Here is a 14,417-nt window from a genome sequence, read left to right as displayed (position 1 = left end):
CCGGCAGCGCGGCGGCCGGCTGGGGGCGGCGGGGCGGGGCGGGGGAGAGGGGGCACCGCCCGGCCGGCCTGCGGGGCGGGCGAGCCGTCAGCCGGGGCCCGCCGCGCGGTCGGCCGCGCCTCCGGCGCCGAGGAGGCCGGTCGCGGGGAAGGCGTCCCCGGCCCGGCGGCGCGACGCGAGGCGCGACCGGCGCAGCACGAGCGGCGGCAGGGCGGTGCGCGCACCCTGCGCCAGGCGCAGCCAGGCGGGGACGTACACGGCGGTGCTGCGGCGTTCGACGGCCCGGGCCAGCCGGGCGGCGGCGGCCGGGGCCGGGCTGACACGGCGGGCCGGCGGCGGCATCTGGGCGCGCAGCTCGCGCAGCACCGGGTTCCGCTCCGCGTCGCGGACCATGTCCGTGTCGATCCAGTTGAGGTAGGCCGTGCCCACGGCCATCCCGTCCGGGGCGGTCTCGGCGCGCAGCGCGTGGGCGAAGGCCTCGACGCCCGCCTTGGAGGCGCAGTAGGCGCTCATCCGCGGGGCCGCGCCGATCGAGGCCAGCGAGGCGATCTGCAGGTAGTAGCCGCGGGTGTGGGTCAGGTCGGGCAGGAAGACGTGCGCGGTGAACGCGCTGCCCGTCAGGTTGACGTCGATCACGCGCCGCCACCGGGCGAGGTCGGCCGTCGCGAAGGGGCCGCCCTCGGCGATCCCCGCGTTGGCCACCACGACCGACGGGCGGCCGAGCTCCGCGCGGACCCGTCCGGCCGCCTCGCGGAGGGCCGCCGCGTCCGTGACGTCGACCTCCAGCGCCATGGCCGCCGTCGGCAGCGAGGCGGCCAGCTCTTCCAGGCGCGCTCCCTCGTGCCCGAGCAGTGCCAGGCGGGCGCCCCGGCGGGCCAGTTCCCCGGCCAGGGCCGCCCCCAGGCCCCGTGCCGCTCCGGTCACCACGGCGGTGCGGTCCCTCAGCGGGCTGTCGTGCATGGCTCAGGGCCTCTCCGTGCGGTTCACGTCCCGGGCGTGGCGCCGGGCCGGGCGGTGTGGTGCGGGTCGCCGGCGGTGCGGCGCGCCTCCTTCATCTCCGCCTCGTACAGGTGGCCGCGGCCTGCGGCGAGGTCCTCGACGACGGCGCGGTTGAGGTCGCGGAAGGCCTCGTAGTAGGTCCTGTCGTACGCCTCGACGATCTGGAAGGTCCAGTGGCCGGGGATGACGTTGCGCCCGATGACCTCGGTGCGGACCTTCTCCGCCCATTCCGGGTGACCGGCCTCGCGCAGCAGGGCGACCGCGCGGTCCAGTTGCAGGTCCGCGGTGCCGGTCAGCTGGTGGAAGTCGTACAGGCGGCCCCTGGCCCGTTCCGTGGTCTCCAGCGCCTTCGACAGGGCTCCGAGTGCCTCCACCGTCGCGTCGTCGACGTTCTCGGGACGCCGGTGCGCCGCGTCGGGGCCGTCCTGGGGGATGTGCATGGTTCGTGCCGTTCTCTCGTGTCTGTCTGTTCTCCGTCCACGCCGTGGGCCGCCGGCAGGCCGGCCGGCGTCAGCGCGGGGACGGCCGCCTGCGGCCCGTCCGGTCGCGGTGGGTGAGCAGGCGCTGCGCGGTGGCCAGGCCGAGGCGGCCGGAGGCGCGCAGCGCGGCGCGCGCGGCGTTGGCGCCGCAGGCTCCGTGCACGCCGCCGCCGGGGTGGGCGCCGGCGGAGGCCAGGTACAGACCCTTCACCGGGGTCTCGGGACGCCCGCTGCCGGGCACCGGACGGAAGACGAGCTGCTGGTGGACGGCGGTGGTGCCGCCGTTGATGGCGCCGCCGTCCAGGTTGGCGTCCAGGGACTGCAGGGTCGTGGGGGCCAGGACGCGCCGGGCGCGGACCAGGCCGCGGAAGCCCGGGGCGAAGCGCTCCACCTGGCGTTCGACGCGGTCGGCCATGACCTCCCGCTCGCGGGCGTCCCAGCAGCCCGTGACGCCCTCCTGCCCGGCGTCGGCCCGGATGTCGCGCGGTACGTGGGTGTAGGCCCAGGCCGACTCCGTGCCACGGGGCGAGCGCGCGGCGTCCGCGGTGGTCATCTGGCCGAACAGCAGGAAGGGGCGGTCCGGTACCCGGTGCCGGGCGATCTGCGCGGCGAACCGGGTCAGCTCGTCGATCCCGCCCGCCAGGTGGACGGTGCCGGCCCGCCGCGCCTGCTCCGCCCGCCAGGGGACGGGACCGTCGAGCGCCCAGTCCACCTTGAACGTCGAGAAGTCCCACTGGAAGCGCCGCAGGTCGTCCAGGAGCTGGGCGGGCAGGTGGTCGGCGCCGACGAGTTCGCCGTACAGGGCGGGCACCGGCACGTCGGCGAGGACGGCACGGCCGGCGGCGAGGGTGTCCCCGCCGGCCGTGCGCACGCCGACGGCCCGTCCGCCACGCACCACGACGCTCTCCACCCGCTGCCCGCACCGCACGCTCCCGCCGCGCGCCGCCAGCCGTCGTACCAGCGCGCCGGTCAGCGCCCCGGAACCGCCGACCGGCACCGGGAAGCCGTACGTCTGGCCCAGCATCGACATCAGCCAGCCGAACCCCCCGCTGCCGGTGGACTCCGGCGCCAGGTCGGCGTGCAGCGCGTTGCCGGCCAGCAGCAGCCGGCCTCCTTCGCCGCGGAACTCCTCCTCGCCCATCCGCCGCACCGGCAGCGCCAGGGTGCGCGCCATCCGCAGGCCGCCCGCGGCCCGCAGCCGCAGCGCCAGCCGGCCCGCCGCCCGCACCGGCGGGAACGGCGTGAACAGCGCGTCCAGCAGATCCGGACGCACCCGCTCCCACACCTCGTGCAGATTGCGCCAGGCCTCGCCGTCCCCGGGCGCGAACGCCTCCAGTGAGCGTGCCGTGGCGTCCACCCGGCGCTCGAGGACGGCGCAGCTGCCGTCGTCGAAGGGGTGGGCCAGCACGCTGGGCGCGTGGGTCCAGCGCAGGCCGTGGTCCTGCAGCCGCAGCCCGGCGAGGATCGGAGAGGCGGCGGCCAGCGGATAGAAGGAGCTGAACAGGTCGTTGACGAAATCCGGGTCGACGCCCGTGTCGTGCCGGACCGCACCGCCGGGCTCCGGCTGCTCCTCCAGCACCTCGACGCTCCAGCCGGCGTCCGCCAGCAGGTTCGCCGCCACCAGCCCGTTGGGGCCGGCCCCGATCACCACGGCATCAGGCATGGCCGTCCGCCCCGGCCGTCCGCACCGCTGCGGTCACCACCGGGCCGGGCCGGCCGGGCACGACGGCGCGCTCGGCCTCGCACACCTTGGCGAGGCGGGCCAGCATGGCGCGATGGCGCACCTGGATGAACGCCTCGAAGGCCCAGTTGTGCAGCACGCCGCCGGCTCCCCGCAGCGGGTGCTCGTCCACGACGACGAGGCATTCCTCGCCCCACGGACGCAGCTCGATGGCGATCCGCGCGGTGCCCAGGAACCCCGCATGGGCCTCCAGCTCGACCGCGGATCCCTCCTGGCAGCCGCGGACCACGGTCTCGTTCCGCAGCACCACCGGGCCCAGGTTCACCTCGTACCCGAGCGCCGAGCCCACCTCCGGCCAGCGCCCCCGCAGCGGGCGGGACGCGCTGGTGCCCACCACCCATTCGGCATACCGCTCGGGGTCGGCGAGAACGGACCACACCGTGGCCGGACTTTCCTTGATCAGTCGATGCCGCACCGCCACGGGTGCCTCCCTGGTCTCTCCTCGGGCATGTCGTCGCGGCCGAGTGCCCCGGGCGGTGCGGACGAATCACCTTCCCCCGCCGTCCGACCGCCGCGCCCCCGGTCAGCCGGTGGCCGGGGCGGTCGCGGGCCGCGAGGGCGCCATCGCCCACCGCACCGCCGAGGTGACGGCGGTGCCGAGCGGGCGCACGCACCACTCGTCGACCACCGGCAGCCTGGGCAGGCGCAGCTCCCGGGCGGCCCAGGACGGCAGCAGCGACACGGCGTTCGCCGCCAGGACGCCGTACGGCAGCCTCGCGGCGAGCGGGACCGGCGGGTCCAGGAGCAGGAAGCGGGCGGCCTGACGCGCCTGCGCGGAGGCCCGCAGCTGGGGACGGTAGCCGTCGAGCACCCGCGCGAGCTCGGCCCGGGTCGTGGGCGGGTCGGTCACCCCCAGCGCGGCCGCGACCCGGGCCGTGTCGGCGACGTAGCCGTCGCAGCCGGACGCGGACAGCGGCCGCGCGCCGTAGCGCTGGTGCGCGCGCAGGAAGCTGTCGACCTCGGCGGCGTGCACCCAGGCCAGCAGACGGGGATCGGCGGCGTGGTACGCCTCGCCCTCCGGGGTCACGCCGCGCACCCGCTCATGCACCGCCCGGACCTGCTCGCACGCCTCCCGCGCGTGTGCCGCGGTCCCGTAGGTGGTCACCGCCAGGAAGGTGCTCGTCCGCTGCAGCCGGCCCCAGGGGTCGCCGCGGTAACCCGAGTGGGCGGCCACGGCCGCCATGGCGAGCGGGTGCAGGGACTGCAGCAGCAGTGCGGACAGCCCGCCGATGAACATCGAGGCGTCGCCGTGCACCCGGCGGACGGGGCGCTCGGGCCCGAACCAGCGCGGGCCGGGAGTGAGGTGGATACGGTCGCGGTTGCGGGGGCCGTCCGGGCCGGCCACGCGGGCGAACAGACCGTTGCCCAGCTGCTCCCGCAGACCTGCCGCGGTGGATCCGATGCGCTTCCTCAAGGCCGGGTCCTCCTGCCTGCTCGACGAAGACGACGAAGACGACGAAGACGACGAAGACGACGACGGCGACGACGGCGACGACGGCGACGCGGCGCCGGACCGGCCGCCCGACTCCATTGTTCCGCGGTGCCCGGGCGGGCGGATGCGGCCGCCCACGGCCGGCACCGCCGGACACGGCCGGCCAGGCCCACCGGCGAATTCTCCCGCGAAAGAGCACGGCCGGATAAGGGCCGGAGCGCGGCCTTTTCGGGAAATAGCGAGCGGGTCCCGTCGGCCTTGTGCCGACGGGACCCGCTCAGGTGTCGGGCTCTATTCTACCAGCGGTACCAGCGACTCCGTCGGCCGCCTGTCTCCGCGCTCCGCAGCACGAAGCCCAGCAGCCACACCACGAGCACCACGACGGCGATCCACCACAGGGCCTTGAGCGCGAATCCCGCGCCGAAAAGAATCAGGGCCAGCAGAAGAACGAGAAGCAGGGGAACCATGATTATCAACCTCCGAGACTTCTGGTGCCCGGGGAAATCCGGTTCACGCCTCGAATTCCGGCTGTTTGTTTCGCTTACCGCCGGGAATTCGAAGACGCCGCGCATTACCGGACGATGTCAGGACTTGGCGGCCCTGGCGGCCTCCGCCTCGGTGTCCGCCCGAGCCGTCGTCAGCGAACCGCCGGCGTTCTCCAGGTGCGCCCGGACGAACCACTGGAACTGCTCCAGGTCCCGCAACTGCTCGATGAGCAGGTCCTCCGTCGCCGGGTCGATCTCCCCGACGACCTTGATCGCGGAACGCACGTCCTCGATCAGGCCCGTGTACACGACGTCCAGCGCGCCGAGGTGCGCGATGGCCTCCTCGCGGCCGATGGAGTAGTCGTCCCAGGTGCGCTCCTCGACCAGGGACCCGGGCGTGCCCTGGGCGACCCCGCCCAGGGCGGCGATGCGCTCGGCGACGTCGTCGGCCATGTCGCGCACCCGGTCGACCTGCGGGTCGACCATCTGGTGCACGGCGATGAAGTGCGGCCCCACCACGTTCCAGTGCACGTGCTTCAGCGTGAGGTGGAGGTCGTTCAGGGCGTGCAGCCGCAGGCGAAGGACGTCGATGAGCCGACCGGCCGCCTCGCGCTCGATGCCCGGCACCGTGTACTGGGGGGTGTGGTCCTTCGCCATGTTCACATCTCCTTCTCCGTGGGGTGAGACAGGAGTTCTGGTGCCCCGCCGCCGCGGCGGCAGACCTGTGACGTGGCGCTCGTGCACGGATCGGACGAGCCCGACGGAGCCCGGTCAGGTGACGCCCACCGCCGGCCCGCGCGCCGGGCCGGCGCCGTCTACGCCACCCGCACCCCCACGATGCAGGTGTCGTCGTCGGTGTCGGACCTGCTGTGGGTCAGCAGCCGGTCCAGTTGCTGGTCCAGGGTGGGCGGGACCGTGCGCGCGGCCGTGAGGAGCTGGGCCAGCGACTCCTCCACGGACCGGTCACGGCGCTCGATCAGGCCGTCCGTGTACATCAGCAGCGTGTCGTCGACGGCCAGCTGCACCTCGTGCTCCTCGTACGTCGCCTCCGGCAGGGCGCCGAGCAGCAGGCCCTTGAGCAGGGGCAGCGCCGCCGCGTCGGAGCCGCGCACCAGGACGGGCGGCAGATGACCCGCCCTGGCCCAGCGCAGGGTGCGCCGCTCGGGGTCGTACAGTCCGCACACCGCCGTCGCCGTGACGGCGCCGGTCAGGTGGTGGGCCACCATGTTGAGCCAGGACAGCAGCTGGCCCGGCCCGGCGCCCGTCACGGCCAGCCCGCGCAGGGCGTTGCGCAGGACGACCATGCTGGTGGCCGCCTCGATGCCGTGCCCGGCGACGTCCCCCACGCACAGCAGCACCAGCCCGGACGGCAGCACGACCGCGTCGTACCAGTCGCCGCCGACCAGTTGCTGCGTCTCGGCGGGCCGGTAGCGCACGGCCACGCGCAGGCCGGGAGCCTCCAGCGGGGCCTGCGCCGGCGGCATGATGGCGTGCTGCAACTGCAGGGCGAGCCGGTTGCGTTCGCTCGCCTGCTGCTCGGTGTGCGCGAGCTGGTCGCGGGTGGCGGCCAGTGCGACCTCCGTCCAGTGGTGGGCGGAGATGTCCTGGTAGGCGCCCCGTACGACGAACAGCCGGCCGTCGGAGTCCAGGACCGGCTCGGCCACCACCCGGATGTGCCGGGTCACCCCGTCGGGCCGCTGCAGCCGGAACGCCGTGGACGCCGGCCGGCGGTGGTGCACCAGGGTCCGCAGGAACCTGCCGATGGCCACGGCGTCGTCCGGGTGGGCGTGGGCGGGCAGATCCTCCAGCGGTACCGGGCCGCTGGTGGCGGGCCTGCCGTAGAGGCTGTACAGCTGCCCGTTCCAGGTGATCTCACCGGTGAGCAGGTTCTCCTCGAAGCCGCCGATGCGGCCGAGGCGCTGGGCGTGCTGCAGCAGGCTCGCCAGACGCGCCGTCTCGTCCTCTATGCGCCAGATCAGCAGGACACTGCCGCCGTGACGGCTGATGTTGATGTCGGCGACCGCCGCCAGCGGGACGTCGTCCACCAGGGCGGTGAGCCGCATGCGGTGCGCACGGAACGGCTCGCCCGTGGCGTAGACCCGTTCGACCTGCTCGAACAGCTCGCTGTCGCCGGCGGCCATCGGGTACGCCTCCAGCAGCAGGGCGCCGTTGACCACACCGCGCGGCCGGCCGGCCGGGTCGAGGAAGCGGCTGTTGACGTGGTGGATGCGGAAGTCGACCAGCTCCCCGGCGGGGTCCAGGTACGGCACCAGCACCAGGGCCGGGTCGTGCAGCCCGTCGGCCAGGGCCGTCAGCTCGGCGACGTCGGGCAGCGGGCGCGGCGTCGGATCGTCGTCCGGGCGGTGCAGGGCGTGGTTCTCCAGCGTGTGCGCGCACAGCTCGGCCAGCGCCTCGACCTGCCGGACGATCTGCGGCGGCTGCGGCTCCAGCGGCGCGGGCCAGACGATCTCCAGCACACCGTGGATCCGGCCGCCGTTGCTCGCCGGTACGGCGACCCGGCCGCCGTCGGGGTGATGGTGCTGGCCGACCGACGGCAGGCCGGTCTCGGCCAGGCAGCCGATCCACCGGCCGGACCGCTCGCCCAGCCCGCGCCGGGCCACGGTCGCCACGCCCGGCGGCACGTACCGCCAGCGTCCCGCCTCCGCGGCGGAGAACCCGGCGCTGCCCGCGAGGGTGAGGGAACCGTCGGCGCCCAGCGCCCAGATCGCCACCGCCACCGCCCCGAGCGGTGTCAGGGCGTGCTCCAGCAGCGAGTCGGCCACCGCCTGGGCGTCGTCGGCGGCCAGCGCACCGCTCTCCGCGGCCCGCAGCCGCACGGCGGAGGACCCGCCGCCCGGCACGTCGTCCCCGGCACCTTCCGACGTGGCCGCGAGGAACGCGGTCGTCACCTCGGACAGCCGGTCCCGCGAGGCCTGGTTGATGACCTCCACCGCGAACTCCAGCGGCGTGACGCCCGCCTGCTCGGTCAGTTCGGCCAGTTGCCGCGCCGCCTGCGCCGGCCCGCACCCCAGCCGCTCGACGAGGATGCCCTTGGCCAGTTCGATCAGGGCGCGCCCCTCCGCCTCCGCCTGCGCCTCCCGCACCTCACGGCGCAGCCGCTGCACGGTCGCCGCGAGCCGGCCCACCGGCGTGGCCCGGCCCGCCGCGTCCGGGTCGGCGCCGACGACGGCGGCCGGGGCGCCGCCCTCGCGGGCGGTGGGCACCGCGGCGAGCAGGCCGGGACCCGCCGCGTCGTCGCCGGACCCGTCACCCGGGGAGACGCCGGTACCCTCCGGCTCGGACGGCTGCTGGAGTTCGCTCACGGTTGACCTGTTCCTCGGCTCCGGCGTCCGGGGACGCCACCTGATCGGCTGGTGCGCACGGCGGCGTGACCCGGTCTCACGCCGACAGCCAGCGCCGGACGCGGCCGATGAGGTCGTCGGTGTCGACGGGCTTGGTGACGTAGTCGTTCGCGCCCGACGCCAGGCTCTTCTCCTGGTCCCCCGGCATGGCCTTGGCGGTGACGGCGATGATGGGCAGCTCGGCGTACTGCGGCATCGCGCGGATCTCCGCGGTGGCGGTGTAGCCGTCCATCTCCGGCATCATCACGTCCATCAGGACCAGCGACACGTCCGGATGGGCGAGCAGCATCTCGATCCCCTTGCGGCCGTTGTCGGCGTGCAGGACCTGGAAGCCGTGCAGCTCCAGCACCCCGCTGAGCGCGAACAGGTTGCGCGCGTCGTCGTCGACCACGAGCACCGTACGGCCGAGGAAGGCGTCGTCCACGACCTGCGCGGCCGGGCGCTGCGGCTCCTCGGCGCGCACCAGCGACAGCACGTCGCCCGGCTCCTCGGCGGACAGGTGCAGCGTGACGCGCTCGCGCAGCTCGTCCAGGCTGGAGAGGAAGTCCAGCGGGCGGCCGTCGGCGCGGGAGCGCAGCATCTGCTCGTGCGCCAGGTCCACCCGGTGACCGGTGTGCACCAGCACCGGCACGCTGGACAGCGCGGAGTCGCCCCGCATGGCCTCCAGCAGCCGGGCGCCCTCGTCGTCCGGCATGCCCAGTTCCAGGACCACGCAGTGGCAGGGTTCGGCGGCCAGCGTCGCCGCCGCCTCCTGGGCGCCGACGGCCGTGATGATGTCGATCGCGCCCAGCGGGTCGTCGGGGTCCGGCGCGACGTCGGCGACCGCGCGCTCGGCGACGAGGGTGAGCAGTCCGCGCGGGCGCTCCTCCACGACCAGCAGCCGCCGCCTGCGCTGTTCCTGCGTCCCGCCGTGGCCGGCGGCCTGCGCCGGGGCCTGCGCCGACGCCTCCGCGGCGGCCGAGGCGGGCGCGATCTCCGCGGGCCGGCCGCCGCCGTCCAGGAGGTCCTCGAAGTCGGCGCGCGCGACCGGCAGGTAGAGCGTGAACGTGGAGCCCCGGCCGGGCGCGCTGTCGACCGTGACGGCGCCGCCGAGCAGGTGGGCGATCTCCCGGGTGATGGACAGGCCGAGGCCGGTGCCGCCGTACTTGCGGCTGGTGGTGCCGTCCGCCTGCTGGAACGCCCCGAAGATCGTCTCCAGGTGCTGCCGCGGAATGCCGATGCCGGTGTCCTTGACCCGGAAGGCCACCACCGGACCGCCGCGGTGGACACCCCGCGGGACCTCCCGGTCGGCGGCGGGCTCGATGCGCAGCTCCACCCCGCCCTGCTCGGTGAACTTCACCGCGTTCGACAGCAGGTTGCGCAGGATCTGCCTCAGCCGGGAGTCGTCGGTGAGCAGGTCGGCGGGCGTGCCCGGGGCGGTGGCCACCGTGAAGTCCAGGCTCTTCTGCGTCGTCATCGGCCGGAACGTCGCCTCGACGTACTCCAGCAGCTTGCGCAGCGGTACGCGTTCGGGGGCGACGTCCATCTTGCCCGCCTCGACCTTCGACAGGTCGAGGATGTCGTTGATCAGCTGCAGCAGGTCCGAGCCCGCCGAGTGGATGATGCCCGCGTACTCGACCTGCTTCGGGGTGAGGTTGCGCGAGGGGTTCTGCGCCAGCAACTGGGCCAGGATCAGCAGGCTGTTGAGCGGGGTGCGCAGTTCGTGGCTCATGTTCGCCAGGAACTCCGACTTGTACTTCGAGGCCAGCGCCAGCTCCTGGGCGCGGGTCTCCAGCTCCTGCCGGGCCTGCTCGATCTCCAGGTTCTTCGCCTCGATGTCGCGGTTCTGCGAGGCCAGCAGTGAGGCCTTCTCCTCCAGTTCGGCGTTGGAGCGCTGCAGTTCGTCCTGCTGCACCTGCAACTCCTCCGACCGCGACTGGAGTTCGGCGGTCAGCCGCTGCGACTCGTCCAGCAGCTCGTCGGTACGGGCGTTGGCCACGATGGTGTTGAGGTTGACGCCGATGGTCGGCATCAGCTGGGCCAGGAAGTCCTGGTGGATCTGCGTGAAGCGGCCGACCGAGGCCAGCTCGATGACGCCGAGGACCTGCTCCTCGACCACGATGGGCAGCAGGATCAGGGCGCTGGGCACGGTCTGCCCGAGCCCGGAGGAGATCGTCACGTAGCCCGGCGGCAACTCCTCCACGCTGATCGGGCGCCGGTTGCGGGCGGCCTGCCCGACCAGGGAGCGGCCGACGGGGATGCGCTCGGGCCGGCCGGCGTCGTCGGGGTAGCCGTAGGAGCCCACCAGCCGCAGTTCGGGACCGCGTGCGGTGTCCTCCGCCAGGTAGAACGCGCCGTACTGCGCCGACACCAGCGGCGTCAGCTCGTCCATGATCAGCTCGGCGACGACGGGCAGGTCGCGGTGACCCTGCATCAGGCTGGAGATGCGGGCGAGATTGGTCTTGAGCCAGTCCTGCTCCTGGTTGGCCCGCGTGGTCTCGCGCAGGGACTCCACCATGGAGTTGATGTTGTCCTTCAACTCGGCGACCTCGCCGGACGCCTCCACGGTGATCGAGCGGGTCAGGTCGCCCTCGGCGACGGCGCTCGCGACCTCGGCGATGGCGCGGACCTGCCGGGTGAGGTTCCCGGCGAGTTCGTTGACGTTCTCCGTCAGCCGTTTCCAGGTGCCCTCGACGCCCTCCACCTCGGCCTGTCCGCCGAGCCGGCCCTCGCTGCCGACCTCGCGGGCGACGCGGGTGACCTCGGCGGCGAACGACGACAACTGGTCGACCATCGTGTTGATGGTGGTCTTCAGCTCCAGGATCTCGCCGCGGGCGTCCACGTCGATCTTCTTCGACAGGTCGCCGCCCGCCACCGCGGTCGTCACCAGCGCGATGTTGCGCACCTGGCCGGTGAGGTTGTTGGCCATGGAGTTGACGTTGTCGGTCAGGTCCTTCCAGGTGCCCGCCACGTTCGGCACGTGCGCCTGTCCGCCCAGGCGGCCTTCGGTGCCGACCTCGCGGGCGACGCGGGTGACCTCGTCGGCGAACGCGGACAGCGTGTCGACCATCGTGTTGATGACGTCGGCCAGCGCCGCGACCTCGCCCTTGGCCTCGACCGTGATCTTCTGCGACAGGTCGCCGCGCGCCACGGCCGTGGCGACCTGCGCGATGGAGCGGACCTGACCGGTCAGGTTCGACGCCATCACGTTGACGTTGTCGGTGAGGTCCTTCCAGGTGCCCGACACGCCCCGCACGATGGCCTGTCCGCCGAGGTTGCCCTCGGTGCCGACCTCGCGGGCGACGCGGGTGACCTCGTCGGCGAAGGCGGAGAGCTGGTCGACCATCGTGTTGATGGTGTTCTTCAGTTCCAGGATCTCGCCGCGGGCGTCGACGGTGATCTTCTGCGAGAGGTCGCCCTGGGCGACCGCGGTGGCGACCTGGGCGACGTTGCGGACCTGCGCGGTGAGGTTGCCCGCCATGAAGTTCACGGAGTCGGTGAGGTCGCGCCAGGTGCCCTTGACGCCCTTGACGTCCGCCTGTCCGCCCAGGCGTCCCTCGGTGCCTACCTCGCGGGCGACGCGGGTGACCTCGTCGGCGAAGGCGGAGAGCTGGTCGACCATCGTGTTGATGGTGTTCTTCAGTTCCAGGATCTCGCCGCGGGCGTCGACGGTGATCTTCTGCGAGAGGTCGCCCTGCGCCACCGCGGTGGTCACCTGCGCGACGTTGCGGACCTGCGCGGTGAGGTTGCCCGCCATGAAGTTGACCGAGTCGGTCAGGTCGCGCCACACGCCGCCGACGCCGGGCACCTGCGCCTGTCCGCCGAGCCGGCCCTCGCTGCCGACCTCGCGGGCGACGCGGGTGACCTCGGCGGCGAACGACGACAGCTGGTCGACCATCGTGTTGACGGTCTCCTTCAGCTGGAGGATCTCGCCGCGCGCGGGGACGTCGATCTTCTGCGACAGGTCGCCCTTGGCCACCGCGGTCGCCACCTGGGCGATGTCGCGGACCTGGGTGGTCAGGTTGCCCGCCATGGCGTTGACCGAGTCGGTCAGGTCGGCCCAGGTGCCCGAGACGCCCGGCACCTCCGCCTGGCCGCCCAGCGTGCCCTCGGTGCCCACCTCGCGCGCGACGCGCGTCACCTCCGAGGTGAAGACCGACAGCTGGTCCACCATGCCGTTGAACACCGTCGCGATGTCGCCGAGCAGGCCCTCGCCGTCGGACGGCAGCCGGGTGCCGAAGTCACCGTCACGTACCGCGGTCAGTCCGGCCAGCAGCTGCCGCAGCTCCTGCTCGCCCGGGGCCCGGTCCACGGCCTCGATCGTCTTGCTGGTCATGCGCGCCCTCGTTCCGCTTCCCGCTTCCCCAAGAGCCCTCACCCCGAGGGCTCGGAACCGTGCCGGGTCCCCTTTCGGCCCCGCTCACCGTCCGCATTTCCGCAGTCCGTGGATCGGCCGGATGAGAAAATCCGGTGAAGGTTAACCCAGTTGTCGTGCGACAACCAAAGGCCGATGCGAGCACTTCGGCCCGCCCGAAGAACTTCCGAACCCGGTGGAATGGCCGACCTTTTCGGGGGTACTCGAACTCGTTTTCCGATGCTCGGGGCGCCTTCAGGAATCGCCTGTCCCGAGCATCCGCAGGGCCTCGTGCAGCCCCCGGGGACGGAGCAGGCCGGACCCCTGGGGGCGGCCCCAGCCGGGGCCGCTCAGCAGCACCGCGCTGTGCGTCCGGGCGCCGCGCACACCCCAGCGGGTGACGGCGAGCCGACGTGCCAGCGGGAGGTCCGCCGTGGAGCGGGACTGCGACCAGAGCACCGCGGCGCCGGGACCGACCCGCCGCATCGCGTCGGTGAGCGCCTCGGCGGGCACCGCGCCGCCGAGCACGATGGTGGGCACGCCCCGCTCCGCCAGTGCCGCGCCCAGCGCCTCCAGGGGCAGGGTGTGCTGCTCGTCGGGCAGACAGGCCAGCAGCACCGGAGGGGTCCCGGGCCTGCGGGGCGCCGCCGCCGCGTGCACGTAGGCGTGGCGGAGCGTGGCGGAGACGTGCCAGGACAGCAGGTGCTCGACCTCCAGGTACCGGTCTCCGGCGGACCGCCACTTGCGGCCCACGGCCCGCAGTACCGGCGCGAGGATCTCCTCCCAGGCCACGACCAGGCCGTAGGTGCGCACCGCCGACGTCAGCTGCTCCTGCACGCCCGCCGCGTCCAGCCGTACGGCCGCGCGCGCCAGGCCCCGGCACTCCTGCCGCACGTCCCCCAGGGGCAGGCCGCTGGGGGAGCGCGAGGCGCGTGCCGCCGGGCGGACGTCCGGCGGCACGGGGACGGCGCCGCGGACGAGACCGGAGACCGACGCCGGCACCCGGCCGCCGGCGCCTGTGCCGACGGTGCCTGTATCGACGGTGCCTGTGTCGACGGTGCCCGTGTCGACGGTGCCTGTGCCGACGGTACCTGTGCCGACGGTGCCCGTGTCGACGGCGCCGGCGCGTTCCTTCGCGGCCCGTGCCGCCTCCGCCGGGGGGATGCCCGCGGCCGTGAGCCGGCACATCTCGAAGACCATGGCGATGTCGTCGGGCGACCACCGCCGGTGGCGTCCGTCGGCGCGGGCCGCCGGGCCGAGGCCGTAGCGGCGGTCCCAGGACCGCAGGGTGGTGGGCGACACGCCCAGGCGCCGGGCGAGGAAGCCGGTGGTCACACCGGCCGCGGGGAAGCCGTCGGCGTCCTGCCGGCTCACGTCCACCGCGTCCCGCCCGGGTGACAGCCCCCGACGTCGATCACAGCCGCCTCCGCTCACGTCAGAGCGACCGGCGGTCCCGGCACCGGTCGTCGCACCCCTGCTTCGGCGCGGGCACCGCCGACGGATGCAGCGACCGGTCTCCGGCGCGGATCACCCGAGGGAGACCGCCGCCCGGGCCGGCATCCCCACTACGGGCCTCTTTCCCTACG

At 74.1% G+C, this 14,417-nt stretch carries 10 protein-coding genes; all 10 read right to left on the bottom strand.

From position 1 onward, the window contains the following. Positions 1-87: 87 nt before the first annotated feature. A complete protein-coding gene (locus VKA29_RS32345; protein WP_324789579.1) occupies positions 88-960 on the bottom strand; it encodes a short-chain dehydrogenase/reductase in 873 nt (290 codons plus the stop codon). 23 nt (positions 961-983) lie between these two features. Beyond that, complete coding sequence (locus VKA29_RS32340; protein ID WP_324789578.1) at positions 984-1,439, bottom strand: hypothetical protein; 456 nt, start codon at positions 1,437-1,439, stop codon at positions 984-986. Between the two features lie 70 nt (positions 1,440-1,509). Next, entirely contained in the window at positions 1,510-3,141 is a 1,632-nt protein-coding gene (locus VKA29_RS32335) for an NAD(P)/FAD-dependent oxidoreductase (protein ID WP_324789577.1), read from the bottom strand. Next, positions 3,134-3,640: an SRPBCC family protein gene (locus VKA29_RS32330; RefSeq protein WP_324789576.1), complete on the bottom strand. Its 507-nt coding sequence runs from the start codon at positions 3,638-3,640 to the stop codon at positions 3,134-3,136. The genes VKA29_RS32335 and VKA29_RS32330 overlap by 8 nt, the downstream gene beginning before the upstream one ends. Before the next feature lie 102 nt (positions 3,641-3,742). Next, the gene (locus tag VKA29_RS32325; RefSeq protein WP_420718614.1) at positions 3,743-4,633 is read right to left on the bottom strand and encodes an oxygenase MpaB family protein; all 891 of its coding nucleotides are present in this window, start codon (positions 4,631-4,633) and stop codon (positions 3,743-3,745) included. Positions 4,634-4,947: 314 nt separating this feature from the next. Further along, positions 4,948-5,118 carry a hydrophobic protein gene (locus tag VKA29_RS32320; RefSeq protein WP_324789575.1) on the bottom strand — a complete coding sequence of 57 codons (171 nt, stop codon included), beginning with the start codon at positions 5,116-5,118 and terminating at the stop codon, positions 4,948-4,950. 117 nt (positions 5,119-5,235) lie between these two features. Beyond that, a complete protein-coding gene (locus VKA29_RS32315) occupies positions 5,236-5,793 on the bottom strand; it encodes a DNA starvation/stationary phase protection protein (RefSeq protein WP_324789574.1) in 558 nt (185 codons plus the stop codon). A gap of 158 nt (positions 5,794-5,951) precedes the next feature. Next, the gene (locus tag VKA29_RS32310; RefSeq protein WP_324789573.1) at positions 5,952-8,459 is read right to left on the bottom strand and encodes a SpoIIE family protein phosphatase; all 2,508 of its coding nucleotides are present in this window, start codon (positions 8,457-8,459) and stop codon (positions 5,952-5,954) included. A 76-nt stretch (positions 8,460-8,535) separates the two neighbouring features. Beyond that, positions 8,536-12,813, bottom strand: coding sequence for a HAMP domain-containing protein (locus VKA29_RS32305; protein ID WP_324789572.1), 4,278 nt, complete (start codon positions 12,811-12,813; stop codon positions 8,536-8,538). A gap of 273 nt (positions 12,814-13,086) precedes the next feature. Continuing rightward, on the bottom strand, positions 13,087-14,205 hold the full coding sequence (locus VKA29_RS32300; RefSeq protein WP_324789571.1) for a MerR family transcriptional regulator: 1,119 nt from the start codon (positions 14,203-14,205) through the stop codon (positions 13,087-13,089). Positions 14,206-14,417 lie beyond the last annotated feature (212 nt).

Origin of the sequence: Streptomyces sp. H51, from assembly GCF_035656535.1 — a bacterium.
In the GTDB taxonomy this organism is placed as follows: domain Bacteria; phylum Actinomycetota; class Actinomycetes; order Streptomycetales; family Streptomycetaceae; genus Streptomyces.
This window is presented reverse-complemented; position numbering and strand designations above follow the sequence as displayed.

What these genes read in the sequence shown, in the direction of transcription:
- VKA29_RS32345 (WP_324789579.1), bottom strand. Translation starts at nt 960, where the DNA reads ATGCACGACAGCCCGCTGAGGGACCGCACCGCCGTGGTGACCGGAGCG.
- VKA29_RS32335 (WP_324789577.1), bottom strand. Translation starts at nt 3,141, where the DNA reads ATGCCTGATGCCGTGGTGATCGGGGCCGGCCCCAACGGGCTGGTGGCG.
- VKA29_RS32315 (WP_324789574.1), bottom strand. Translation starts at nt 5,793, where the DNA reads ATGGCGAAGGACCACACCCCCCAGTACACGGTGCCGGGCATCGAGCGC.
- VKA29_RS32340 (WP_324789578.1), bottom strand. Translation starts at nt 1,439, where the DNA reads ATGCACATCCCCCAGGACGGCCCCGACGCGGCGCACCGGCGTCCCGAG.
- VKA29_RS32305 (WP_324789572.1), bottom strand. Translation starts at nt 12,813, where the DNA reads ATGACCAGCAAGACGATCGAGGCCGTGGACCGGGCCCCGGGCGAGCAG.
- VKA29_RS32320 (WP_324789575.1), bottom strand. Translation starts at nt 5,118, where the DNA reads ATGGTTCCCCTGCTTCTCGTTCTTCTGCTGGCCCTGATTCTTTTCGGC.